The following is a 25,528-nucleotide window of genomic DNA, read 5'->3' as shown; positions in this document are numbered from 1 at the left end:
GACTTGCTGTTGCGCACATGTTGAAGGGAACTGAGCAATCATGACAAAGCGAACTTTAGGCGGTACGAATCGCAAGCAAAAAAGAACTTCTGGATTCCGCGCTCGTATGAGAACTGCGACAGGTCGTCGCGTTATTCGTGCGCGCCGCAAAAGAGGGCGTACTCGCTTGGCCGTGTAGTCTGAGGTGCTTTTGCAGCTTGCTCACACCTGTACGGCCTGTCTTTGAAGGGCGTGTATTACGCGCCGCCATCGTTCGACAGCTTAGCCGTAGCTGCGTATGCCAGCGATAAATGGATAGAAAGTAAGTGGCATTACCTAAGCGCTACCGTCTGACACGCTCTAGAGAGTTTTCTAAGGTGTATCAGAAGGGTCGGCAAGCTTCAGGATGTTGCTTAGTCGTTAAAGCATTGAGAGTCTCGGAGCAGTCAGCTGACGGCTGCTCCCGTTTTGGCATCACGATTAGCCAGAAGGTTAGCAAGCGTGCAGTTGTGCGTAATCGGCTGAAGCGGCAGGTTAGAGCTGCTTTACAAGAACTCCTTCCGAATTTCAGGGCCGGGTTATGGATAGTGGTTGTACTGAGAACCTCCTCTGTTCAGTGCGACTACTGGCAATTTCTGCAAGAATTAGAAAAGTTATTTTTAGAGCTTGAGGTATTCGATGGGCATTAAAGAGGAGGTTTATTACGAAGGTGGACCCCACGTTGGTGATCTCATCATCAACGTGCTGTTAGCCTTTACGTTGGTTTGTATTCCCCTCACCGTAGGGGCGATCGTCCGTGCCCTGTGGTTGCGCTACCGAATCACGAGTCGCCGCATTTCCATCACAGGAGGCTGGATGGGACGCACTCGTTCGGATATTATCTACTCGGAAATTAGTAAGGTTGTGACCGTACCTCGTGGCTTGGGGCTTTGGGGAGATATGGTCGTAACGCTAAAGGATGGCAGCAAGCTGGAGTTACGAGCCGTCCCTAACTTTAGGGATGTCTATGATTACATCAGTGAAAAGCTATCTTCTAAGGCAAAAGCTGTTAGTGGTGCCGTAGGGAGTTAACCTCACCTCGACTCGGTAGGTATCCGTAAGTCAGCCCGTCTAAGCGGGCGTTGGCTGGGTGCTAAGGTGCGTATGGGGTTTCGAAGATGCTCCGTAGAGCGCTACGCTTATTAAAGATGGATTCGAATCCTGAACAGATAGTTACTGCAAGCCCATCGAGGTAAAGCGCGAATGGATTTTGGTATCGGTTTTCTTTCAAACAACATAATGTTGCCAATCCTGGATTTTTTCTACGGGGTTGTGCCCAGTTACGGTCTGGCGATCGTGGCATTAACGTTGGTCATTCGATTCGCGCTCTATCCTCTAAATGCTGGCTCGATCCGTAACATGCGTCGCATGAAAGTGGCTCAGCCTGCGATGCAGAAGCGTGTTAAAGAGATCCAGGAGCGCTATAAAGACGAGCCGTCTAAGCTTCAGGAGGAAATGAGCAAGGTCTACAAAGAGTTTGGTAATCCTTTGGCCGGCTGTTTCCCAGTGCTCTTGCAGATGCCTATTCTGTTTGCCTTGTTTGCGACCTTACGGGGATCGCCATTTGCAGATGTGGCTTATCCGGTCAATTTGCAGGTTCTTCCTACTGAAAAGATCGAACAAATTCAGCCTCAGGCGTTCTCGACATCTCCCAAGAGCATTTATGTGACAGACGGTGTGCACTTTCCTATGTCTGTTGTGGTTCCTGGGGGGAATCGGTTAGCTGTTGGGGAAAAGACCGACTTCCGCTTGCAGACGGAGAATGGTGAGACGCTGAACCAAATTGTTAATGAATATGACGAAGCTCTTCCATTGGAGCCTTATGTTGAGGTCACTAAGGGTAAAGAGCTTGTCAACATTGACGAAAATGGCAACATTGAAGCGATCGCACCAGGCGATGTCACTCTGCAAGTTAAGGTCCCAGGCTTAGCCTCTAATAAAGGATTTCTCTTCATCGAAGCGCTCGGTAGGGTTGGCGTGATGGGAGATAATGGCGAGATCCACTGGGATATCTTGCTGATGGTGCTGACTTTTGGGGTGAGTCTTTACGTAAACCAGTTGCTTTCTGGTCAAGGTGGGTCGGCGAATAGCGACAATCCGCAGCAGGCAGCCATTAATAAGTTCACACCCATTATCTTCTCTGGTATGTTTCTGTTTTTCCCGTTGCCTGCCGGAGTGCTAATGTATATGGTGATTGCCAACATCTTTCAGACTCTGCAGAGTTTTATCCTGTCCAAGGAGCCTCTGCCTGAGAATCTACAGAAGATTGTGGATGCTGAGGCGGCAGCAGCAGGCAGTGATGATAATCGCCAGACTCTACCCTTTGAACCTAGTCGTTCAAAGAAGAAAAAGAAGGCAACGTAAGCGGCTATGGAAAATTCTGAACAGACCGGTATCGAGTGGCTATTATCTCTGCTGAAGTGTCAAGGTGTTGAAACCTCTGTTAGCGCCTCCATGGTGGAGGATGAGTTTGGTGCAAGCTGCTGGCTTACCATCGACGACTCCGAGATACCTCCTGAGCAAGTGGAGTCACTGATTGGCGAAAAGGGGCATTCTCTAGATGCCGTTCAGTACTTAGCTAACACAGTCTTGAACCTGGGGCGATCGCCGGAAGAGCAGCAGCCCTACACCATTGAATTGGCAGGCCATCGGGCTAAGCGTAAGGCTGAGCTGATTGCTTTAGCCGCCGAAGCGGCTGAGACAGCGAAGGAAACGGGTGAAGAATTTGAAATGGTCGCCCTATCCTCGGCAGAGCGGCGGCAGGTGCATCATTACCTTAAGTCTCACGATGGCTTAGAGACCTTCAGCCGAGGACGAGAGCCTGATCGTAGACTGGTGGTTCGACAGCTACAGTAGGCTATTCAGGGTTCGAGCTGCAATCAGCAATAACACGCGACAGGGGAGTGATCATATGCAGGCCATTTATATTCCACACCTGCTGAACGCTGTTGACCGGACCCGATCCCTCATCTTTGAGACTACTTTTCGAAATCTAGCAACGCTAACACCCGTCCGAGCCGAAGTTTCTGTACGGCATGGTACGACCTTTTTGGATGTTCAGGGATCTGCACAGACAATCGTGACGCTGACCTGCGATCGCTGTCTGTGTCAGTACAATCACCGGGTCGCTTTTGATGCCAAGGAAATTATTTGGTTAGATGAGTCTGTGGCTTCCCAACAGGATATTCCTCTAGAGCAAGAGGTCAATCCTGAAGAGCTGGTTGAGAGCTTATCGCCCTATGGCTATTTTGATCCCGAAACCTGGATCTATGAGCAAGTCTGTCTGGAGCTGCCGCAGCGACAAATTTGTAATGCCAGTTGTCCAGGACTCATCGTTGAGAGCAAAGCCGCTAATAGCAGTCCACCTAAAGTGGACGATCGCTGGTCGGCTTTAGAGGTTCTGAAGCAACAGCTCGCCAAAGATGAATCCCACCGAAATTAACGACCTTCTACGTGAGGTGGTAGCTTAGTTCTAAACTCGTTTCAACAAAAAGATAATGAGCTTTAAGGACGAACTGCTACTGCTACTACGAGCCAGGTATCCCGTTATCTACGTTTCAACTTTAGAAGAGGAACGGGTTGAGCAGGTTATTGCAGCGACTGTTCAAGAGCTGGGGAATCGCAGTCTCTACATTTGGGATTTTGTCGATGGATACCAAGGAAATCCTAACGACCAGGGGATTGCCCGGCGAAATCCTTTGCAGGCCCTGGAACATATCGAAAAGTTGCCGCAGTCTGTTGCGGCGCTATTCATCCTGAGAGACTATCACCGTTTCTTAGACGATGTGGCGATCTCTCGCAAATTGAGAAACTTGGCCCGTCGGCTTAAATCTCAACCAAAAAATATTCTATTAGTAGCGCCCCAGATAGACGTTCCTGACGATTTAGCCGAAACCGTCACGATTGTTGAGTTTGCCTTACCTGGCGTTGATGAAATCAAAGCAGAAGTGTCTCGTCTGTTGAGCAGCTTGAATGTGTACTTGTCTCCCAAAGACTTGGATACTTTGGTCCAGTCCTGTCAGGGGTTATCCATAGAGCGAATTCGTCGAGTGTTAGCGCGGGGAATCGCTGCCAAAGGCACGTTTCAGCCTGACGACATCGACTTGGTTTTGGAAGAGAAACGGCAAACCATTCGACAAACTCAAATTCTAGATTTCTACCCGGCCAAAGAGCAAATCTCGGATATCGGTGGGCTGGATAATCTCAAAGATTGGCTCTTGCGCCGAGGTAATGCGTTTTCAGAAAAGGCTCGATCATATGGGTTGCCTCATCCTCGCGGACTTTTATTAGTCGGCATCCAAGGCACTGGAAAGTCTCTTACAGCCAAGGCGATCGCCCATCATTGGCATCTGCCTTTGTTGCGGTTAGACGTAGGACGATTATTTGCCGGATTGATCGGCGAATCCGAATCGCGGACTCGACAGATGATCCAAATTGCAGAAGCACTAGCTCCCTGTATCCTCTGGATTGATGAAATTGATAAAGCTTTTGCTGGAGTTGATGGACGAGGTGACTCGGGAACCAGCAGTCGTGTTTTCGGGACTTTTATCACCTGGATGGCAGAGAAGACTTCTCCTGTCTTCGTTGTGGCAACTGCGAACAACATTCAATCGTTACCGCCGGAACTTTTGCGACGCGGGCGCTTTGATGAGCTTTTCTTTGTTGGTTTACCGTCCCAAGATGAACGTAAGTCAATTTACGAAGTTCACCTCAATCGACTTCGCGCTCACAATCTTCAGAGCTACGATATTGAGCGTTTAGCTTACGAAACGCCTAGCTTTTCAGGCGCTGAAATTGAGCAAGCCATCGTTGAGGCCATGCATATTGGCTTTAGTCAGGATCGTGATTTTACGACAGACGATATTCTTGAAGCGGCTAGTCAAATCGTCCCCCTTGCCCGTACTGCCCAAGAACAGGTAGAGGCTTTGCAAACTTGGGCCGCCTCCGGCAAAGCGCGGCTAGCCTCCCGCACTTCCCTTGGCGATCGCCTCCGATAAAGCAGCTGTTTATATTTCCAGTCCCATGGCGTTGTCTCCAGTCGGGAACTTGAACCTTGACACACCCTGCAAGGGTGGACGTGTCAAGGTCGAACTTATGTCTGTCGCCAGACGAATTATCTCTGGTGAAGTTCTAGACTGACAGTGTAATTTGCTGTAGCAAAATTTAATTTCATTGATTCATGACTGCCAAACCGCCCTCATCCAATGATTCAAGCTCCACTGTGAACGACGCGGCTCGTATGATGCAGGCGATCGCTGAGACTTTGCAAAGCAGCGCAAATGTTGCCGGAGATGCATTCATCAATTTGGTTTATCCGATGATTGAGCAAGCTACTCGGTTGATCGGACACACCGTGGCTCCCATTGCAGACATCCCCTTCATCAAGTTCGCGACTGCAATTCCGGGAGTCAGTTGGCTGCTGGCGGCTCTAGGTCAAGTGAATGCGGAGAAAGTTGAGAAGTCTGTTGTTGAACTCCGCGAGAAATATCCTTTAGAGACTGACACCCAACTCATACAGCGAGTTATGGCAGAAACAGCGTTTCAAGCTGCCCAAGTCGGTTTGCTAACAAACTTGGTCCCCCCAATGGCCGTTTTTCTATTTGCGCTGGACATCGGTGCGATCGCCGCTTTGCAAGCAGAAATGATTTATAAAATCGCCGCCATCCATGGTTTTTCAATTAGCACTCCTGAACGCCGAGGAGAGGTTTTGGCGATCTGGGCTGTTTTCACAGGCAGTTCTGGAACGCTGAAATCAGGTCTCAGCTTCTTAGAAGTGCTTCCTGGTATAGGGACTGCGATCGGTATTACTTCTGATGCAGCCATCGTCTACAGTGTTGGCTTCTTAGCTAGCCGATATTACGAGGTCAAGCGTTCTCGGGAGGTCGTGCTTTAGGTCTCTAGCTCTGTTGTGACTTTTGAGACGATAGATCGAGTTGGCGAGGGTGCGATCGGTCAAAATTGGTTGGTTTTGACTCGCAATGAATTTAGTCAAGCTTGCTCACCATAGGGTTTCAGAATCAGTGAAATTCCAGAAAAATCGCTCTGTTTTGAAAAACTGCCCTAAAATTACGGTCAGGTAGGTAAGTTTTCTGAGTAGCGGTAGTCACTGTCCGTGTTTAGCTGTTCAGAATTTTCGCTAGTTCAGTAGGCAGTTGAAGATGAAGAGCAAAAAAACGCAGTTCTTGGCGACTTTGGTGTGGAGGGTTGCTTCTAGACTCACCCTGTCATCTGTCTTTTTAACCAGTTCTGTCATCGGAGCTGGTGCTTTTGCCGCCAGTGAGCAGCCTGAACTGAGGGAAATTGGTATCTCAAACAGTTCAAACCATTCAGAGCTAATTGCTCAAGCTGCTGCTGATGGGACGATCCTCAGCTATAGAACAAGCGGTTATTCTGTCCGTGTATTTCTGCAGAACGGACGCACGGTCATGAATGTATATGACCAGGTTGAGGATCTTTTGCGCCTAAATGCTCAACCTGCTGAATTCACAGTGCAGGGGGGACAAGGCGCCTATGTCAGCACAGGTGATTACAGTGGTCGTCAAGCCCGCTACTCATCATTTGTGACGCCTGATGGAACGGCCAGATTGCTGATTCAGGATGGCTCCGATGTTGTTATCGTCAATCAACCGTCCACAAGCGTTTCAGTTTTTGCAGTTCCTGAAAATACGTTGCAACGGGTCCGGCAGGACACAATCTTAAGCTTCAACACGGCCAGCTATGCTGTTCGAGTATTTGAAAGAGATGGCTTTAAATTCATGAACGTGTATAACAAGTTCACGGCTGAAAGTGAAGTCAACGGCAAACCCGCGAGTCTGGTTCCGGCGGTCACTCCTTACGAAAACACTGTCAGCTATGTCGCTTCCGGGACTCGTAATGGACAATCTGTTGAATACATTTCTCGAATTGATGGTACTGGTGGTACTACGCTGGAGATCTTTAACATCAATGGTCAGCGTCTCTTTGAAGAACCCGGCATTGGCGAAGTGGTGATCAACATTCCGAGTTCAGATTTGCCCGAAGGCGTTGGTGAAATTGGACGAGTGGATGACGCTTTTGTAGCGGCAGTCTTTGGTGATGAGAACACGCTGGCTCAAGTGCAACAGCTCTACCCTGAGGCTTTTCTGGAAGATGCTCGTCAAGGAAGATTTATCAATGCCGGAGCTTTCCAAAATCAGAATTCGGCTGAGGTTCGAGTGCTTGAACTGAGGAGCCGGGGCTTTGATGCTCGACTTGTTTTTCGGGACGTTCGATATCGCTAAGGGGATCTCCAGAAAAGAATTGACCGCTGGTAGGGTGTCATCAGCGCAGCGTAATGCACCACGGCCAGGTATTTCTATTTTCAGGAATCTCTAATCAGAATTGCGGCAATAGTCAGGCAGTCGTTGACGCCAAATAGCATCAGCCACTTTGCAGACTTCAATGATTTCTTTGCTATCGTGCACCCGTAAAATGTCGGCTCCACCTGCGATCGCCGCACAACAAGCCGCTGCCGTTCCCCACGCCCGTTCTTGAGGATCGGGTTGCTGTAACAGCCAGCCCAAAAAGCTCTTGCGAGAGGGGCCAATTAAGATGGGATAGTTCAGCTGACGAAAGGTCGAGACTTGCCGCAAAATCTCTAAATTTTGTGTATAGCTTTTGCCAAATCCAATCCCTGGATCAATAGCGATTTGACTGGACCTAAGTCCGGCAGCCTGTGCGGTCTTGGTCTGACGTTCCAGAAAATCATAAATTTCGCCGATTAAATCGCTGTAATTCGTGTCCTTTTGCATCATGTCAGGAGTGCCCCGAATGTGCATCAAGATGATGGGCACACCCAAATCAGCCACGGTTGCAAACATGGCCGCGTCATAAGTGCCTCCTGAAATGTCATTGATCAAATCTGCTCCTGCTTTGACTGCCAGTCGAGCTACTTCAGATTGGGTTGTATCCACCGAAATGACTGCCTGCGCAAGACCTATGTCCTGACTATGGCGAATGGCTTCCACGACGGGCACAACCCGCCGCAGTTCTTCCTCTATGGGAATCTGTCTAGCTCCAGGTCGGGTGGATTGTCCTCCAATGTCGAGCATATCGACACCTGCGGTAATCAGGTGCTGCGCTTGAACGATCGCCGTTTCTAGTGTGTTGAATTGCCCCCCATCACTGAAACTGTCGGGAGTCACGTTTAGAACTCCCATGACATAGGTGCGATCGCCCCAATTGAACGTGCGATCGCGCAAATTCCAGTCCGATGGTGATGCAATTACCATGGCAAGTTTGAAAGGGAAACACTAAAGGCTAGCTTGCCATAGGTTGTGGCTCAAGGCAGAGAAATATAGCTTTAGCCATCCAGGCTTGTGCACCGGATAGCATCTAGCTGCTTAGCAAATAGCCAGATGGCTCGCCGTCTTGCCCTAACAAAACGGGCGACGGCGATCCTTCACTCAGCTAATGTGGCGACGTGATAGGTCACGTCGCCACTGCATCTGCTAGCCACTATTGTCAGCATCCACAAAACTGTGCTGCTTCCAAACTTAGTGAATGTAATAGCGCTGGTCTAACCAAACCCTGAGTTCTTGTTCAGAGTCAAAGACATAGCGGCTTCGACTCACGGGGTCGTACACCTCGTAGTTCAAGAAATAGCCATTGCGATCGCGTTTAGCAATAATTCTTGGCTCTTGAGATCCTACGAAAAAATTCAGGAGTGCCTGACCCAGTTGACCTAGAAGATGTCTGACATCAACCCGTTTCCTCAATGGTCGAAAACGGCGGTTTTTCAGGGTTTGCTCTAGCTCGGGAGTGAGTAGCTCCAGTCGAGCATATAGATTTTTCTGCTGCACGAGACTGTCCTCCAAAATAAGGTCAGCTCGAATCGATTCGGCATAGATAAATTCTCTTCAATAAATCACTATCCGAACAGAGACAATCACGATAAATTGTTTTGGTAACAGTTCACAAAATCTGAACTGTTCTGCTGGAAATGCCAATCAACTGTATTGCTTAATTTGCTTCATTAAAACAAAAGGCGCTTTGACCGCACAGTCTGTCGCCGACTACACCCAAGGCTGACCTATGAATATTTCTCCAATTGAGCTTGAGAAAGATCAGGTTTTGTATGAGCAGGTTGCAGAACGACTGCAAGCCCTCATTACGGAAGGTACTTTGCAGCCAGGTCATCGTCTGCCATCCGTTCGCAAACTACGAGAACAGCTTTCTGTCAGTACGTCCACTGTTTTGGAAGCCTATCGCGTCTTGGAAGATCGGGGCTTGATTACGGTTCGTCCTCAATCGGGATACTACGTGCGGCAGACAGTATCTACCCTTCTCAAGGAACCGTCTCCTACCGCCCCGCCCCTGCATGTTCATGACGTTGATATCATTTTCGACTTTCAAGTGACGAGTACGCTGCAAGACGAAGACAGAATCCCTTTAGGAGCTGCCTTCCCCGTTATGGAACTGTTGCCCTTAGCTCAGCTCAACCGACTGATGGGCAAAGTATTGCGCGAAAATCCTGAGAAAGCTCATGCCTACGGCGGTCCTATAGGCTGTGAAGAATTGCGGGTTGAGTTGGCTAAGCGCATGTTGAATTGTGGATGTTCCATCACGCCGGATCAGCTCATGATTACCAACGGCGCTAACGAAGCCATGTATCTTGCTTTGCAGGCACTGACGAAACCGGGAGACGTAGTTGCTGTTGAATCGCCTACCTATTTCACGTTTCTAGAGGCGATGAAAACGTTGCAACTCAAAGCTTTGACATTGCCAACTCATCCCCGAGAGGGGGTTAGCTTGCCTCACCTAGAGGAGGCACTCAAAACAGGTCGGGTTAAAGCCGTTCTACTTGTTTCTAATTTCAGCAATCCCGTTGGCTGCTGTATGGACGATGTGAAGAAGAAAAAGTTGGTGGAACTGCTGAACCAATACGATGCAGTCTTGATTGAGGATGACGTTTACGGCGAGCTTTATTTTGAAGGTACGCGCCCAAAAGCTATCAAGGCCTTTGATACTGGCGATCGCGTCATCTACTATTCCTCTCTCAGCAAAACCCTATCGCCAGGACTCCGCATCGGTTGGTGTGCAGGTGGTCCCTATCAACCTGCAATTTCCAAATTGAAATCCGTCATCAACTTGGGAACTGCGATCGCGCCCCAGCTCACAGTATCCACATTTCTGTCTAATGGTGGCTTTGATCGTCACCTCAGGCAGCTCAGACGGGCCTATCAGTCTCAAATGGCACGTATGCAGCAAGCGATCAGCGATTATTTTCCGGCAGAGACTCGGATAACTCGACCCAGTGGCGGGCATGTTCTTTGGATCGAAATGCCTGACGGCTTCGATGTGCTGAAGCTCTATCGCGATGCTTCTCAATACCGCATCAGCATTGCTCCGGGGGTGATGTTTTCAGCTTCAGGCAAATGCTATGGCAATTGCTTTCGCATTAATACTGCTGTGCCTTGGTCAGAAACGATTGACAAGGCTGTGGAAACGCTTGGATATCTAGCAAAAAAGCAGCTAGCTGAGCAATTACTCGACGCTGCAGATAGGCATTTGTAATGGTTTTCTCTGGTCGACCTATCAGTAGACAACTGGGAATAAACCGAAGATAGGGGATCGCTAAAAAATACCTATAGCTACCTACGTATTAATCTCGTAGGTTTTGAACAATGGCATTTCGCTTGGGCAAAGATTTCTAAAACCTGCCAAGCAAGATTTCCAGACCTGTTTATGAGTTTTCCATCAAGATATTAGGTTTCTATCAAGAGACCTCACAAAACTTGCTTAAGCATTTCTTCTGAGTTCATCTTTGGGAAAAATAGGTTGGGCGAAATCCCTGAACTCGCGGATGTTAGTTATAAAGAAAGTATTCCAGTGGAGAGGTGTCTGAGTGAATGAAAACATTGGAATTGTCACGATTGGGCGCAATGAAGGCGATCGCCTCATTCGCTGCTTCGAGTCATTAAAGCAGCAGCTTGCCCCTGATATGCCTATTGTCTATGTGGATTCCGGATCGACTGACGGCAGCGTGGAAAAAGCTCAGGAGATGGGTATAGAGGTCGTTAATTTAGATATGACGCAACCCTTCACTATGGCACGTGGACGGAATGCTGGGTTTCAGTACATGCTTACTCACCATCCTGACCTGGAGTTCGTTCAATTCATTGATGGGGATTGTGAATTGTTACCGGGCTGGTTGGATACGGCACTGGAATTCATTCAAAAAGACCCCCAGATAGCGATCGTGTGTGGACGTCGCAAAGAACGATTTCCTGAGGCCTCCCCCTACAACCGCATGGCTGAGTTGGAATGGAATACGCTCGTGGGTGAAACCACTGCCTGTGGTGGAGATGCCCTCATGCGGGTAGCTGCCATTCAAGACGTTGGTGGCTATGATCCATCGCTAATTTGTGGCGAAGAGCCTGAAATGTGTATTCGTCTGCGTCGACAAGGATGGCGCATTTGGCGATTAGATGCAGATATGACCCTTCACGATGCCGCCATGTTGCGGTTTGGGCAATGGTGGAAGCGCTCCATTCGAGGTGGATGGGCTGTGGCAGAAGGCTTTGATAGATACGGCCAAGCAGACGAACAATACATGCAAAGAGAGCACAAAAGCGGTTGGCTTTGGGGTTTAGGAATTCCATTGCTTACGCTAGGGTGCATCTGGCCTACGCACGGAATTAGCTTATTGCTACTTTTCTTTTATGGGCTACTCGGATTTAAAATCTATCGCTACCGTACGAATACATACGACGACACCCCTTCAGACGCTCGTCTTTACGCTTTCTACTGTAATTTGTCTAAATTCCCTCAAATGATTGGGCAAGCTAAATACTGGCTGAATCGGCTCCGTAATAAGCCCGCCACCCTGATTGAATATAAGGAATCGCCAGCATCTCCCTCGGGCACTTAACGCATTTTTTCCAACAATCACTTAAAGCAATAAGGGTAACTGTTTATGAAGACTAGGCTAAAAGCCGCTGTTATTGGTACAGGTGCTATCTCAAAAGAACATCTGTCGTTTCTTTCAGAAACCTCTTTGGCAGATTTAGTCGGCGTCTGTGACTTGTCTGCTGCTGCAGCTAAGTACGCTAAAGAGCGCTACGACGCAAAAGGTGCTTATACAGACTATAAGGAGATGTTGGAAAAGGCTTCCCCTGACGTGGTCCACGTTCTGACGCCACCCAACACTCACAAAATGATTGCAACTGACTGTTTGCAAGCAGGCGCACACGTCCTCTGTGAAAAACCCATCACGCCGACTCTAGAGGAATTTCAGGAGTTGTGGAAGGTCGCAAAATCCTGCAATCGCCACCTCATGGAGGACCAAAACTACCTCTATAACAGTCCCATTCTCGCGATTCAAAAGATGGTGAATGAGGGGGAACTTGGAGCGATTCAAGATGTCGAGATTCGCGTGGCTCTGGATATCCGAGAAGAAGGGCGGTTCGCTGACGAGAACCTACCTAATCCCATTCACAAGATGCCGGCGGGCGTGATCCACGACATCATCACCCACATGGTCTATCTGGCTTTGCCCTATTTGCCCAGCATTGATCGAGTCAGTGCAGCCTGGAGTAATCACGGGGGCGGCGATCTCTTTAAGTATGATGACTTAGATGCAACTGTGATTGGTGGGCAGACACACGTTCGCTTCCGCTTCAGCGTTTATACCCAACCCCAGTGCTTCATGGTGTATGTGCGGGGCGATCGCGGCTATGCCGAAACAGATTTGTTCCAACCCTACTTGAGAACAGTGGTCCCTCGGTCTGGCGGACAACAGCTATCGCCTCTGGTGAACCATTTTGCAAATGGTAAAACGTTGATGGGCGCTAGCTTCCGCAACTTTTACCGCAAGATTATGCAAATCACTCCCTACGAGGGTTTGTACAAGCTGATGGACAAAACCTACTATGCTCTGGCCAATGGTCAGGATCTCCCAATCGGCTATCACCAAATGGAACGCACCCTGAGTTTGATTGAAGCCCTCCTAGCAGAAGAGAATCGAGTATGAAAGTTTTAATCACTGGCGCCTCTGGCTTTGTTGGTCAATACGTGGTGGCAGCTGCTCTGCAGGCAGGCCATCAGGTACGAGCTGTCATTCGTCCAAAATCAAACGAGACTCGACTTCCCTGGCATACTCACCCGAATGTTGAGTTTGCCCGATTTGACCTGCGCCAGCGTCGCGGGCTAGCAGACATTTTGCCTGGGGTGGATGCGGTCATTCACCTGGCGGCGACGAAAGGCGGCGATTTCTATGATCGCTTCGCAGGCACGGTCATTGGTACCGAAAACCTGTTGCTTGCTATGGAGGAAGCCTCTATCAACCATCTAGTCGTGACGAGTACATTCTCGCTCTATGACTACAAGCGTATTCCCCGTAGAACAGTGCTTGATGAGGATTCTCCTCTCATTGAGGATCCCCTTGAACGTGATGCCTATGCCCAAACGAAGCTCATCCAAGAGGAGATGATTCGCGAGTGGCAGCAGAAAACTGACGCCACGGTGACCTTCATCCGTCCGGGCATGATCTATGGTCGGGAAGCACTCTGGCATGCTCTCATTGGCGGTAGTTTGGGAGAAAGTCGCTGGCTCAAGATTGGCAGCAAAAGCACGTTGCCAATGACGTATGTGGAGAATTGCTCTGAGGCGATCGTCAAAGCACTGACCGCAGAGAAAGCTTTTGGAAAAACGATCAATATTGTGGACGACAACCTGCCAACTCAGCAGACGTATGTAGACGGTCTATTGAAACATGAGACCGAGCCGCCCAAAATGATTCCTGTGAACTGGAGTCTGATGCAGGCGATCGGCAATTTAGCCTGGTTCGTCAACAAGGGACTTTTAGGAGGACAGGCGCGTTTGCCGGGAATCTTAGTGCCTGCCCAACTGCAAGCTCGGTTCCGACCGCTACAGTATTCCAATCGTTTGGCGAAGGAACTTTTGGACTGGTCGCCACGCTATTCCTTTGAGGAAGCCCTTAGACGCTCTTATGGATCTGAGGATTTGCTTACGGTTGAACCTGAAGCAGTGCCTGCCACTTCAGCGTAATGCTGGCAGCCCCCGGTCAGTTGGCTGCTATTAAGGTTGAGGGGGCGTACAGCCCGTACGCCTTCAAAGGATTTGAGCATCAGCTTGTTCCTATACCTTGATGGTGTTTTCGAACTTCGACCGTAGGGTATGTAGTGTGCACGCCTGTGACCATCTCCCATTTCCAAACTCCCTCTAAACATATTCGCTATGAAAATTGCTTATCTGACTGGTGAGTATCCTCGTGCGACCGATACGTTTATTCAACGAGAGGTTTCCAATCTTCGAAAACACGGAATGGCGGTAGAGACCTTTTCTATTCGCAAGCCTAGTGAGGAGCATTTGGTCGGTGCGGAGCAAAAAGCAGAACGGGCTAGAACTCATTACCTGCTGCCCCTAAATCCGTTGTTTTTGATCTGGTGTCATCTAATTTGTGCACTGCGAAGCCCCCGGAATTACTGGCAGGGAATCAAGTTAGCCTGGCAAACCTCTCAGCCAGGCTTTAAAGGCGGGCTATTCCAGCTTTTCTATTTCCTGGAAGCCGTTGTTCTAGCACACAAACTCCGGCAGCAGGACATCTCTCATCTCCATAACCACATCGCGAACTCTAGCTGCACGGTTGCGATGTTGGCGGCGAAAATCGGTGGTGGCACCTTCAGCTTCACGATGCATGGACCTCATATTTTCTTTGAGCCTCATCGCTGGCGGCTAGATGAAAAAATTCGGCAGGCGTCTTTTGTTTCCTGTATTAGCCACTTTTGTCGCAGTCAGGGAATGCTGTTTGTTTCTCCAGACCACTGGTCGAAGCTGCGCATTATCCACTGTGGTGTTGAACCCGATCTGTTCCAACCCAAACAGCATGAAGGTCAAGGAAACCATCTTCTATATGTCGGTCGCTTGGCCGCAATGAAAGGCTTACCCGTTCTGTTTGAAGCGATGGACAAACTCAAAGATCAGCTGCCTGATCTCAAGTTAACCGTTGTCGGTGACGGTGGAGAGCGTTCTGACATTGAGGCGATCGCTCAAGAACTTGACCTCAGCGATCGCATCGATTTCGTTGGCTACAAGTCCCAGACGGAAGTGCGAGAGTATCTGCAAACCGCTGATATCTTCGTCCTACCCAGTTTTGCGGAGGGTGTTCCTGTCGTCCTCATGGAGGCAATGGCAGCGGGTGTCCCCGTGCTCACCACCCGCATAGCCGGAGTCCCTGAACTGGTCACTCACAATGAAAGTGGCTGGCTCGTTCCTCCTGGCGATACCGTCGCCCTAGCGGATGGCCTGAAAATGCTAGTGAATGATGCAGCACTGCGAAATCAGTTTGGCAAAGCAGGACACGACAAGGTGGTCGCCGAGTTCAACGTTGTCCAAGAATCCAAGAAGCTATCAGAGATTTTTTAGCGAACCATAATTTTTATAGCTGCCACAACGGATATTGACGTAACAACTGCAAGGATTTTCTCTCTTTGTGAATTGTGAATTGTACGTCTCCACCTAGTACCGCTACGCGAAATTCAAAATTCAAAACCAAGGCAGATAAGCTTTATCGTCTTGTGCCAATGACACAAGAGGACTGATTCCAAAACCTGTCATGATGCGAGTGCGCAGCTTTCGACATGGCTAGGAGACTTCAATGTTCGCTCTGACAAACGGCAAGCTTTACACCGGAACACAAGTGTTGCAGGACCATGCGCTGGTCATTCAGGGAGACCATATTCACGACATTTTGCCCTCTGCGGCTGTAACCCAGGATTGTCCATGCATTGACTTGCAAGGATTGAATGTTGCTCCAGGCTTTGTTGATCTGCAATTGAACGGGTGCGGTGGCGTGATGTTCAACGACGCGATCGCACCCAGTACATTGGACAGACTGCATCAAACCAACTTGAGAAGTGGGACGACGAGCTTTCTCCCGACCCTAATTACGGCACCTGACGCAGACATGCAGGCTGCGATGTCGGTCGTTCAAGCCTATCGGCAGCAATATCCCAATCGGGTTCTAGGGCTGCATCTAGAAGGCCCCTATCTCAATCCCAAGCGCAAGGGGATTCATAACGGTGACTACGTGCGATCGCCTGATGTCGCCATGATTGAGGCGATCGCTCACGCTGGCTCAGATACCGTCAAACTGATCACTCTGGCTCCCGAAAGAGTCTCTGATGAAGCGATTCAGACTCTAACGGCAGCGGGAATTGTTGTTTCGGCGGGTCATACCAACGCTAATTATGAGCAAGCGTTATCTGGGTTTGACGCGGGCGTTGGCATGGTGACGCATTTGTTTAACGCCATGTCGCCTTGGCAGAGCCGGAGTCCCGGCATGGTCGGCGCAGCTCTCCAACAGCCTAATGTCTATGCGGGCATTATCGCTGACGGCCACCATGTTCATTTTGCGTCCATTGCCCTTGCTCAACAGTTGAAAGGCGATCGCCTATTTTTGGTAACTGATGCCACCCCTCCTGCCGGAACCCAAATGGAATCCTTTGAGATTGGCGGCCAAACCGTCTACTATCAGGACGGCAAGTGTCTATCCGCCGAAGGCACACTGGGCGGATCGGCTTTGACGATGATTGAGGCGATCGCCAACTGCGTGCGTTTTGTGGGCATTGCTTTGGAAGAAGCCTTGCGGATGGCAACCCTCTACCCAGCTAAAGCCATTAGAGTAGACCACTATTTGGGACAGTTGGCTGCTCACCATATCGCTAATCTAGCTATCTTCAGCGACGATTTTGAGATTATTGGGGTCGTGGACCAAGGACAGCTCTTCACTTTCAACCCTTCATCTGATACCGAAATCCTTCTAACCCCCGGCTTCAGTTTTGTCAGGTCAGCGCTAAGGTAAAGGCAGAACGTAATCCTGTTAATCTGTTATGCGCTTATCCCACCTGACTTTTTCTGCTGGAATTGTGGGCCTTGTGGGCCTGTTATCTCCGACAACAGCCCTGGCTCAAGTTACTGAGGGAGTTACCGCGCCGCCAACCTCTGAAGCAGACTCTCCCTCAGAGGCGTTACCCATTCAGGTTGAAGAGGAAGAGTTTGAACCTTCTGCGGATAACACTCAAACTCTGAACTGCCCACCAGGACAATTTCCATCCGCTTTTTCAGATGTTCTGCCGTTTCATTGGGCCTATGAAGCGGTCAACAATCTAGCCAGTGTGCCCATGCAGTGCTTCGATTTGCCCGATAATTACCGATAAGCGAATTCTGAGGTCTCTGTGGCGGTTGCTCAATGGATTGCCCTACTCCTGTCAGGCGTTTTTGCTGGAGCACTGGCAGGGCTTTTAGGCATTGGCGGCGGGACCGTCATGGTGCCCATTTTATTAGCACTCGGTTATGAACCGATTCAGGCCGTTGCGACCAGCAGTCTGGCAATCATCATCAATTCACTATCAGGAAGTTGGCAAAACTGGCGGATGGGGTACCTCGATCCGGAGCGAGTTCTCTGGCTTGGTCTGCCCGCAGTCGTCATGGTTCAGTTGGGGGTTCTACTCGCTAGCAGCTTGTCTCCTCAGCTGTTGCTGATTGCTTTCGCGATCCTCTTGGCAGTGAATATTTTCCTGGTTGGTTTACGCAAACAATTAGCTAGCCAAGAAACCCCGACAGCCGAGAGTCAAAAGGTCAACCCCAAACTCGCAAGGGTTTTGACGGGGGCGATCGCCGGCTTCATGGCAGGACTGCTGGGGGTTGGCGGCGGCGTCATCATGGTGCCTTTGCAGATGCTACTGCTAGGAGACCCCATCAAACGCGCCATTCAAACCAGTCTGGGAGTGGTGGTGATGACGGCCATCGCCTCTACCATTGGTCACGCTACACAAGGAAACGTGATCTGGATAGCCGGTCTCATTTTGGGTGCAGGAGGGGCTTTGAGCGCCCGTCTCAGCAGTCGAACGTTACCGAAGCTGCCGGATCAGCTCGTGAGTCTATTATTTCGAGGGCTGCTTGTTGTCTTAATTCTCTACACGCTCTGGAAAGCCTTTCAGTATCAGGCAACTTGATATTGCGGATTGTGGTGATCCTACGGCCTGACTCATGTTGCTTATGGCCGTCAAGTTCTTAAGGGAACAAGGAGTCGGTGACGGGGAACAGAGTGTACTTGCTTCACGTGCACACCGCTGTATTTGGATCACGCCTGCTTATCCCTAGAAATCATCTGGGATGGCTATAGGACTAAACATCAGCACTGGATTCTTTGAAGTAGCTAGGCTTCATACGATAGAGCAGCAAAGCGATACAGGGAAGGGCCAAAACCCCGCCAATGAGGGGAGATAAACCATAGAGAATTAGGGTGGGAATGGTAGTGATGAAAAAGCTGAGTATAGCAATGAGGACAATGTTAAGGCTGGCTCGGCTATAGCCAGTCTGAGCTAAAATTCTCAGGCCAAATGTTGCCATAATGCATTCGCTGAGTAGCGTTGCGATCGCAGCCCCAACGGATGCAAATCGAGGAATTAAAACAGCATTTACAACAACATTAGAAAGTGCGGCAGCCATCAAAATCCTCGGTACTTTGCGCTCCTTACCCGTAGCCTGTAAAAACTGCTCCGAAATCGTTCCGAATACCTTGACGGCTAAGCTAGGCAGCAAGATTGAAAGCGACTGAATGGATCGCGTGAACTCGTCACTATAAAGAGCTTGTATCAGGTTGGTTTGAAAAGTGCCTGCCAAGAAAACCAGGGGGATAACTGTAAGTAATAATAGCCGAGTGGCTTTATACAGCTGCTCTGAAAGTCGTTCAGGCGCGCTGACTTGATATTTAGCTAAGCGCGTAAAAATAACGTAGAAAATAACCCTTGGCAAAGCTGAAAATATTTCTAAAACTCGATAAGAAGCACTATAAAACCCTGTTTCTGCCTTGGTTGATAATGCCTCCAACATCACAATATCAACCTGATAGTACAGAATCCACAATACACCTGAGATAGCGAAGGGATAGGCTGCCTTGATCGTTGTAATGATTTTTGCCCAACGAATTGGTGAGAAAACTCTCACTTTTCGGCTGAGATAAAACAGGAGACTAAGGCTAAAGGCGACTCTAGCGATCGCCATCGCGCTAATCACTAGAACTAAGTTTTGAGTTCTAAACAGAACCAGAGCAGCGAGTAAAAAAACAACCGTTCGTTCAATAAAAACGACGATGCTCTCGGAACGAAACCAGCCTAGCCCTTTGATCGCATTGCGCAATGTCAGAATGACGGCTCGTCCGACTTCGGCTATCAATGCCAAATAGTAGACTGCTAAAACCTTTTCTCGATAACCAAATACCAGCGCAAAGGGAAGAAATACAATCAGTACCGCTAGCGATGTCAAGCATTCGACTAACAGAAATAGAGCAATTGATCGAGTTGCGGTTTCAGGCTGAGCAGCAATCTCACGGTTCGTAAAGCGGGGTAGTCCAAACTGGATGAAGAGTGAAAGGATGCCCGCAAGAGCGATCGCGGCGGCAAAGATCCCAAACTGTTCTGGCCCTAGGATGCGAGCAATGAAGATGTAGAGAACGAAATTGAGGGCGAGAGTCGCTTCACCTAGAAATGCGTAAACATAAGATAAATCAAAGCGTGATAATAATCTCATGACAACAATTTTTCAGGCTTTATTGATAGCAAAAGGTAAAAAGACAAACACAGAAGGATGACTCAATGTCATACACAGTAGTCGCTTTAGTCTTCTTATCACCCTGTGCAGCTTGGTTAAGTCCATCTCAGTGTCTTAGGGGAGTAGGGAATAAGAATAGGAATGGCGTGTGCTTGACTCAAATGTAGGCCGCTACAACTGTTCTAAGCATAGGTCTACAGCGATGGCAACAAGTATTGTCGTGAGTAACTGCCATCAATAGCGAAAGGATCTTAGAAATTTTCGAATCTGTAGCTGGATAGCTAGGCGAAGCTGTTCGAGCAGCAGCAAAAAGGATTTCACCCCTAAGAACTTACGAGCATAGCGGACAACATAATCTTGCCAAAAGAATTTAATCCGTTCGAAGGGACCGACTTCAACTGTCTTAGATGACACGAGAGGATAACCATAGGCTTCCAGAGAATCACCTGCGATCGTTTCAAAAATGGCTATTTGCCGCTCAGAAAAAGTAGTCTTAAAAACACCGACCTTTTTTCTGGAAACAGGCTCCGTCACTGCCTGATGGTGAATTGCCATACCGTGATACTGTTCTTTCCTGTCTGTATTCTTGGCTTGCTGAAAATTGATTTCTGTTGCGTCAATGTTTAGAAAGCTAAAAATACGTTGAACTTGAGTATTAGGGTCGATGGTCAAATCCTCATATTGAATTTCTATAAAATCTTTTTCACAATGGTTCTTTTTGAACTCTCGAAATGCTGAAATATAAGCATTCCAGTATTTGGCAATTTTATAGATACTTTTAGGACCTAAGTAAACTCTGTTCAGGGATTCAGCAACGTCTCTACCGTCGCGCACCAAATGGATGATTTTTGCTTCAGGAAAAACTTTTTTGATTTCGTCCAAATTAAATGTATGCTGTGGAGTCTTATCACCCCAAAAGGACTTTTTCTCCTGTCGAGCATAGGTCTCGAATAGTGCCGTAATGGCACCTTGGACTGACGATTCAGGAACCGAATTCAGGACCTCACTAGGAGATGCTTGAATTTTCCATTCTTTGATACGTTCGTCTGTCAACAAGTCCTCAATGAGCATCTTGAGATTTTTGCTGTCTTGAAGATCGCCATAGGTTTGAAAAATATCTGAAAAGCGGGTGAAGATAAAACTCTCTGGTGGGATACAGACATGGGGATGAGAGTCTAGGAGAACCTGTAATAAGGTTGTTCCAGAACGAGGGCAACCAACGATGAAGAAAGGATTATAAGCTGAGTTCATAATGTGGCGTTTGCAGAAAACCTATCAATAAAAGTTTTTCCAAGACGCAAAATCGGCATTTATGTTTTCTGCCTTTTGCTACACACCTGTATTTAGTACTAAGTAGACTCCTATGAATTAACCAAGCATGTTTGGGACGTTTAGAGAGTTAGGCACTCCCACTTAAGGGCACCGCCTCAGACCCCTTCCTAAAAATACTCACAGCAGCCTACTTATCAATAAGTTTCCCAAAAAAATATAGGAATCGATAGTGAATGCACACAAGCATTACATTGGAGTTGCTGCTAGTTAGGGACCTGTGAAATCTGTTTTCGACTGCGGGCTTGATGCTGAAACTGTGCTTGTGCGGATAACATGGGTTCGTCTAAAGGGGGATGCTGTTTGATGTACTGACCCGTGGGGCTCAATCGCCAACTGTTTTGATTGTCTGCCAGGAGGCATTCCAGCTGTTGGTAGACGCTGACAATCAGTTCACTCTCTTTGAGAGGGACCATTACTTCGATGCGTTCATCTAATCCACGAGGGGTCCAGTCAGCCGTGCCAATCCACGCTTCAGGTTTGTTCCCATTGCAGCAATAGAGGGTGCGACTGTGCTCAACATACTGACCTAAAACGCTGACCACTTGAATGCGATCGCTCATTCCCTCCACGCCAGGACGGAGACGGCAAATACCGCGCACAATCAAGTCAATTTCTACGCCAGCCTGCGAAGCAGCGTACAGAGCTTCGATCAAATCAGGGTCAGCCAGCAAATTCAGTTTCACAATCAATCGTGCGGCTCGGCCTGCCTGAGCGTGTTGAGCTTCCCGTGCAATTAAATCCTTGAGTTGTGCTCTTAGCTTTTCAGGTGCCACCATCAGCGTTGTGTAATCAACATGGCGAGAGCATCCGGTAAGGAAATTAAAAAGATGGTTGAGATCGATGCCCACCTCAGAACGGCTGGTCAAGAGTCCTAGGTCTGCATAAGGCTCAGGCCGATCCGGTAAATAATCTCCCGTGCCGATGTAAGCGTACTGACGAATATGCTCAGCTTCTTGGCGGACAATTAGCGCGAGGTTTGTATGCGTTCTAAAACCCACAACCCCATAGACCACATGGGCACCTGCTTTTTCTAAGCTTTTGGCCCAATGAATATTAATCGCTTCATCCAAGGGCGCTGTGAGTTCAACTAAGACGACAACCTGCTTTTCTGCTTTCGCTGCCGTAATGAGTGATCGCACAATGGGGGCATCAATCGCTGTGCGATACAGCGTCATCTTGATCGCTAGGACCGAGGGGTCAACAGCTGCTTGGGCAATAAATTGTTCGACCGTCGCAGCAAAGGAGTGATATGGGAAATGCAGCAGTAGATCGCGCTTAGCAATCTGCGCAAATAGGTTTTCGGAAACGTTTGGTAGCCCTGACGTGAAGGACCGTAGTGAGGGTCTGGCAGAGGACGTCAACACCATAGGTACGACAGGTTTCCAGTTGGGAGAACGCAAGTCTGGTCGCGGCAAACGAGTCAATTCCTTCAAATCGCTGAGGCCAAGACAGCCACTGAGACTGTAGGTATCCTCCGGTATGAGATTGAGATGTGCCATGAGATGCGATCGCACCCAAGCCGGCATAGACTGTAAAACCTCTAGCCTCACGGCCTGCTGTTGTTGCTGCCGCTGTTGTAAACTCTCCTGAATCATTTCCATCAGGTTGGCTGTTTCAGAGTCGAGGGTTCCTAGGTCAGCGCTGCGAGTGACTCGAAACGGAAAGCAACCCAGAAAGGTGTAAGTCGGGAAGATTTTTGGCAAGTAAGCAGCAACAACCTGTTCTAAAGGAACGGCTACCCAACCCTCCTCTGTTGATACCTTGGGAAAGATCATGAAGCGCGATAGCACGCGGGGTAGCTTGACCCAACTCAGCTGCTTTTGTCCATGCAACTCTAGGCACACCGCCAAATTCAAGCTGAGGTTCGAAAAATCAGGTGTTACCTCTTCTGGCGATGTTGTCAAAGCCGTCAAAATAGGCGCAACTTCATCTTCAAACCGATGTTGACAATGCTTAATTTGAAAATCGCTTAACTCGCCGTAGTCCAGCAGGTGGATATCTTGCTGAGCTAGATGAGGTTTGAGGTTGGAAACAAAATGAGCTTGTTGCCGCGCCACTAATACTTTGAGATAGGCGTGAATATGCCGAAAAGGGGCGGCATCTGGAGCACCTGTCAAGGGTCCATGCAACCCCTTGAGAAACGGCACCTTGACCATGAAGTATTCATCTAAAGCTGCAGAAGCCTGAGAGAGCTTGAGCAGGCGATCCAAGATGGGCTGTGCGCTATCTGCAACCTCATAAAGCAAACGGCGATTAAATGCAATCCAGCTCAACTCTCGATCAAACAGTCGTGGTGTGTGCCCACTCGCCAAATGGCCTGATGGTGGCAACATATAGCCCCCTCAAAATACCTCATCCTCTCTACCCACCCACCACTCTCCCAAATTCATGAGGGATTGATGCAGACGTGCTAGCTCTTGCACATATACCTCAGGATCCATTTCAGATTTCTGTTCCTTCAGCTTCTGCAATCGCCATTGAATCAAAATCCAGGGTTTGGACAGACTATCGGTTTGTTCAACATAACGAGCAATATCGTCACTGTTCATGTCATTTGCCACGATCAGAATGCCTGTGAAATGAGGTGTTGTTTACTATAGCTGCCTATCCCCTGAATCACAAAATCACCTCCGCTGTCGCAACAGTGAAGGTGATTGAGATGACCCAATATCGCCAAAGGCCAATAAATGGGAGATGCAGCCTTGGCAGTTCCGTCAGGACAAGACGGCAAGCCATCGGCTATGCCCTCAGCACCCAGATGCTATTGGTGCACGAGCCTGAATGACTTAGCCACAACTTGCCTCATTGACATCAGCAACCTGGTGAACCCAGATTCAATACAACGAGTGGTAGACTCTCTCGTCAGTTTTATCGCCTTAGCGAGAAAGGGAACTGCCTTTAGGGAAACCGCCATAAAAGGTCTACTGCTTCCGTTTGAAGGCATTTAGCCATTCGCGAACTTGCTCAGAAGCAATATCGCGTCCACCGAGACCGAAGGCGATCGCGATCGCAACGGCAAAGGCACCCAGCAATAGACCAAACGCCAGATTCACAATGTCCGTCGCGACACCCATCTGTTGCAGCCCCATAGCTCCCACCAGAGTAATGATGGCAATGCGAGCCGCTTGAGCTAAGAAATTGGCCTGACCGCCCCCCATATTGCTAATCAGGCGGAAAGCCAAGTTAGCAAAGTACAAACCAATAGCGAATACAACCAAGCCACTCAAGACACGAGCAAAAATCCTGAGAATGGCTTGAACCGTTGCTGTTAGCGTTTCAAACCCGAGAATTTCAGTTGCCGTGATGGCACCAAACAGGACAATACCAACCAAAGCCACCAAACCTGCGATCTCTGATGGAGAACGGCCTGCTGGTGCAACCCGTGTGGTCGGACGCCCCTCAGCATCAATCACTGTCTGAGACGTTTGTGCAGAAAGTTCTGGTAATCCCAGAGCATTAAAGATGTTGTCGAATCCAGCGGCTCTAAGCAGGCTGGTGACTAAATCAGACACAAATTGACCAACAACATAGGCCACGGCCAACACGACACCCGCCATTATAATCTGCGGGATGGTTGCCAGAATCTGCTCCAGCATTGAAATGGCCGGACCAGAAATTGCGTCAATATCTAACTCATTAAGAGCGGCTATAACCGCAGAAATGAGAATTGAGACAAAGACGATGGTGCCGACTAGCTTGGATAGCGACAATCCACTATCGGTGTCCGTGCTAGGCGTTGTTGAGACATCAGCTGCACCAATAGTTGTGCTAGTTGTGCCCGTCGGAGCCGTTGGCCGAGTACTTGTCGAGGACAGCCCGAAGCGTTCCCCAAGCTGGTCAATCTGAGTAGCCTGCAAGAGATTGGTCACAATGTCACGGACAATCCGAGCGATGAACCAGCCAACCACTAGAATGATCGCCGCCATCAGAATCCGAGGAATAGCAGTGAGGAACTGATCGATTAAAGACTCAATTGGAGCGAGTAGACCAGGGAGGTCCAACGCGCTCAGAATAAGAGGAACAAACAGCAGGAAAATGAACCAATAGAGGATATTTCCAACTGTTTCGTTAAGCATGACAGGGCTACGCTCACCCCCCATCTGCTGTGATAGACGATCATCCAAGTTGAATCGCGCTAATCCCTGAGTAACCAAGACTTTGACGATTGTCGCGATCGCCCAGGCAACTCCCAACAAAACGAGCGCTCCGCCAATGCGAGGCAAATACTGGAAAATCTCTCGCAGAAAATCATTGAGTGGCTCAGAAACGACCTCTAAATTGAGGGCATTCAAAAAAGCTACCAGCGTGAAAACTAAGATAATCCAGTAGACAGCGGTGGCAACCCACTGTTCAACAGGCGTATCGCGATTGGTATCTCGCCCCATGATCATATTGGCGAGACGGTCATCTAAATTCGTTCTTTTAAGCAGGTTCTTGATGAGAGACGCTGCAACTGTCGCCACAACCCATCCCACGATCAAAATAATGATCGCCCATATGAGGCTAGGCAAAAACGAACCCAAGGTGCGGCTCATCTCGTCAACAAAATTCTCTAAAGGAGCCGTGTTGACTTGAGCCATCATAG

Annotated in this window: 24 protein-coding genes; 17 read left to right on the top strand and 7 right to left on the bottom strand. The window is 48.9% G+C overall.

Translation table 11 applies throughout. The annotated features are described in order from the left end of the window. Nucleotides 1-40: 40 nt before the first annotated feature. The 9 genes from rpmH (at nucleotide 41) to PN498_RS19585 (ending at nucleotide 7,277) form a co-directional block, all read left to right on the top strand. Entirely contained in the window at nucleotides 41-178 is a 138-nt protein-coding gene (gene rpmH / locus PN498_RS19625) for a 50S ribosomal protein L34 (protein ID WP_272064980.1), read from the top strand. 127 nt (nucleotides 179-305) lie between these two features. Further along, nucleotides 306-668: a ribonuclease P protein component gene (gene rnpA, locus PN498_RS19620; RefSeq protein ID WP_272064978.1), complete on the top strand. Its 363-nt coding sequence runs from the start codon at nucleotides 306-308 to the stop codon at nucleotides 666-668. After that, nucleotides 658-1,050: a PH domain-containing protein gene (locus tag PN498_RS19615; protein WP_272064977.1), complete on the top strand. Its 393-nt coding sequence runs from the start codon at nucleotides 658-660 to the stop codon at nucleotides 1,048-1,050. Before rnpA ends, PN498_RS19615 begins: the two co-directional genes overlap by 11 nt. A gap of 171 nt (nucleotides 1,051-1,221) precedes the next feature. After that, nucleotides 1,222-2,382: a membrane protein insertase YidC gene (yidC, locus tag PN498_RS19610; RefSeq protein WP_272064976.1), complete on the top strand. Its 1,161-nt coding sequence runs from the start codon at nucleotides 1,222-1,224 to the stop codon at nucleotides 2,380-2,382. Nucleotides 2,383-2,388: 6 nt separating this feature from the next. Continuing rightward, the gene (locus PN498_RS19605) at nucleotides 2,389-2,874 is read left to right on the top strand and encodes a Jag family protein (RefSeq protein ID WP_272064975.1); all 486 of its coding nucleotides are present in this window, start codon (nucleotides 2,389-2,391) and stop codon (nucleotides 2,872-2,874) included. 55 nt (nucleotides 2,875-2,929) lie between these two features. Then, the gene (locus PN498_RS19600) at nucleotides 2,930-3,460 is read left to right on the top strand and encodes a YceD family protein (RefSeq protein ID WP_272064974.1); all 531 of its coding nucleotides are present in this window, start codon (nucleotides 2,930-2,932) and stop codon (nucleotides 3,458-3,460) included. Nucleotides 3,461-3,515: 55 nt separating this feature from the next. Beyond that, the gene (locus PN498_RS19595) at nucleotides 3,516-5,015 is read left to right on the top strand and encodes an AAA family ATPase (protein WP_272064972.1); all 1,500 of its coding nucleotides are present in this window, start codon (nucleotides 3,516-3,518) and stop codon (nucleotides 5,013-5,015) included. Nucleotides 5,016-5,197: 182 nt separating this feature from the next. Continuing rightward, nucleotides 5,198-5,911, top strand: coding sequence for an EcsC family protein (locus PN498_RS19590; protein WP_272064971.1), 714 nt, complete (start codon nucleotides 5,198-5,200; stop codon nucleotides 5,909-5,911). Between the two features lie 265 nt (nucleotides 5,912-6,176). After that, complete coding sequence (locus tag PN498_RS19585; RefSeq protein ID WP_272064969.1) at nucleotides 6,177-7,277, top strand: hypothetical protein; 1,101 nt, start codon at nucleotides 6,177-6,179, stop codon at nucleotides 7,275-7,277. A 90-nt stretch (nucleotides 7,278-7,367) separates the two neighbouring features. On the opposite strand, the gene folP is transcribed toward PN498_RS19585, so the two are convergent. Next, on the bottom strand, nucleotides 7,368-8,267 hold the full coding sequence (gene folP / locus PN498_RS19580) for a dihydropteroate synthase (protein WP_272064968.1): 900 nt from the start codon (nucleotides 8,265-8,267) through the stop codon (nucleotides 7,368-7,370). Between the two features lie 264 nt (nucleotides 8,268-8,531). After that, nucleotides 8,532-8,837 carry a hypothetical protein gene (locus tag PN498_RS19575; protein WP_272064967.1) on the bottom strand — a complete coding sequence of 102 codons (306 nt, stop codon included), beginning with the start codon at nucleotides 8,835-8,837 and terminating at the stop codon, nucleotides 8,532-8,534. A gap of 232 nt (nucleotides 8,838-9,069) precedes the next feature. Here PN498_RS19575 and PN498_RS19570 point away from each other — a divergent pair, with 232 nt between their 5' ends. The 8 genes from PN498_RS19570 (at nucleotide 9,070) to PN498_RS19535 (ending at nucleotide 18,014) form a co-directional block, all read left to right on the top strand. Then, nucleotides 9,070-10,551, top strand: a complete 1,482-nt coding sequence (locus PN498_RS19570) for an aminotransferase-like domain-containing protein (protein WP_272064966.1) — start codon at nucleotides 9,070-9,072, stop codon at nucleotides 10,549-10,551. Between the two features lie 331 nt (nucleotides 10,552-10,882). Continuing rightward, entirely contained in the window at nucleotides 10,883-11,908 is a 1,026-nt protein-coding gene (locus tag PN498_RS19565; protein ID WP_272064965.1) for a glycosyltransferase family 2 protein, read from the top strand. Nucleotides 11,909-11,953: 45 nt separating this feature from the next. Further along, nucleotides 11,954-13,009, top strand: a complete 1,056-nt coding sequence (locus PN498_RS19560) for a Gfo/Idh/MocA family protein (protein ID WP_272064963.1) — start codon at nucleotides 11,954-11,956, stop codon at nucleotides 13,007-13,009. Beyond that, complete coding sequence (locus tag PN498_RS19555; RefSeq protein ID WP_272064962.1) at nucleotides 13,006-14,046, top strand: NAD-dependent epimerase/dehydratase family protein; 1,041 nt, start codon at nucleotides 13,006-13,008, stop codon at nucleotides 14,044-14,046. The genes PN498_RS19560 and PN498_RS19555 overlap by 4 nt, the downstream gene beginning before the upstream one ends. Nucleotides 14,047-14,235: 189 nt before the next feature. Continuing rightward, nucleotides 14,236-15,423 carry a glycosyltransferase family 4 protein gene (locus PN498_RS19550; protein WP_272064960.1) on the top strand — a complete coding sequence of 396 codons (1,188 nt, stop codon included), beginning with the start codon at nucleotides 14,236-14,238 and terminating at the stop codon, nucleotides 15,421-15,423. Between the two features lie 232 nt (nucleotides 15,424-15,655). After that, nucleotides 15,656-16,861, top strand: a complete 1,206-nt coding sequence (gene nagA / locus PN498_RS19545) for an N-acetylglucosamine-6-phosphate deacetylase (RefSeq protein WP_272064958.1) — start codon at nucleotides 15,656-15,658, stop codon at nucleotides 16,859-16,861. A 28-nt stretch (nucleotides 16,862-16,889) separates the two neighbouring features. Then, on the top strand, nucleotides 16,890-17,216 hold the full coding sequence (locus PN498_RS19540) for a hypothetical protein (RefSeq protein ID WP_272064957.1): 327 nt from the start codon (nucleotides 16,890-16,892) through the stop codon (nucleotides 17,214-17,216). An 18-nt stretch (nucleotides 17,217-17,234) separates the two neighbouring features. After that, a complete protein-coding gene (locus tag PN498_RS19535) occupies nucleotides 17,235-18,014 on the top strand; it encodes a sulfite exporter TauE/SafE family protein (protein WP_272064955.1) in 780 nt (259 codons plus the stop codon). Between the two features lie 172 nt (nucleotides 18,015-18,186). On the opposite strand, the gene PN498_RS19530 is transcribed toward PN498_RS19535, so the two are convergent. The 5 genes from PN498_RS19530 to PN498_RS19510 form a co-directional block, all read right to left on the bottom strand. Next, the gene (locus PN498_RS19530; RefSeq protein ID WP_272064953.1) at nucleotides 18,187-19,590 is read right to left on the bottom strand and encodes a flippase; all 1,404 of its coding nucleotides are present in this window, start codon (nucleotides 19,588-19,590) and stop codon (nucleotides 18,187-18,189) included. 255 nt (nucleotides 19,591-19,845) lie between these two features. Continuing rightward, on the bottom strand, nucleotides 19,846-20,862 hold the full coding sequence (locus PN498_RS19525; RefSeq protein ID WP_272064951.1) for a sulfotransferase family protein: 1,017 nt from the start codon (nucleotides 20,860-20,862) through the stop codon (nucleotides 19,846-19,848). A gap of 284 nt (nucleotides 20,863-21,146) precedes the next feature. Next, a complete protein-coding gene (gene ppk1, locus PN498_RS19520; RefSeq protein ID WP_272064950.1) occupies nucleotides 21,147-23,276 on the bottom strand; it encodes a polyphosphate kinase 1 in 2,130 nt (709 codons plus the stop codon). A gap of 9 nt (nucleotides 23,277-23,285) precedes the next feature. Then, nucleotides 23,286-23,504: a hypothetical protein gene (locus tag PN498_RS19515; protein WP_334312271.1), complete on the bottom strand. Its 219-nt coding sequence runs from the start codon at nucleotides 23,502-23,504 to the stop codon at nucleotides 23,286-23,288. 360 nt (nucleotides 23,505-23,864) lie between these two features. Then, nucleotides 23,865-25,526 (bottom strand): mechanosensitive ion channel, encoded by a 1,662-nt coding sequence (locus tag PN498_RS19510; protein WP_272064949.1) that lies wholly within the window; start codon nucleotides 25,524-25,526, stop codon nucleotides 23,865-23,867. Between the last annotated feature and the right edge of the window lie 2 nt (nucleotides 25,527-25,528).

The organism is Oscillatoria sp. CS-180 (assembly GCF_028330965.1).
In the GTDB taxonomy this organism is placed as follows: Bacteria; Cyanobacteriota; Cyanobacteriia; order Phormidesmidales; family Phormidesmidaceae; genus Halomicronema.
Note: the sequence above shows the minus strand (reverse complement) of the source record. Positions and strands in the feature narration are given on the sequence as shown.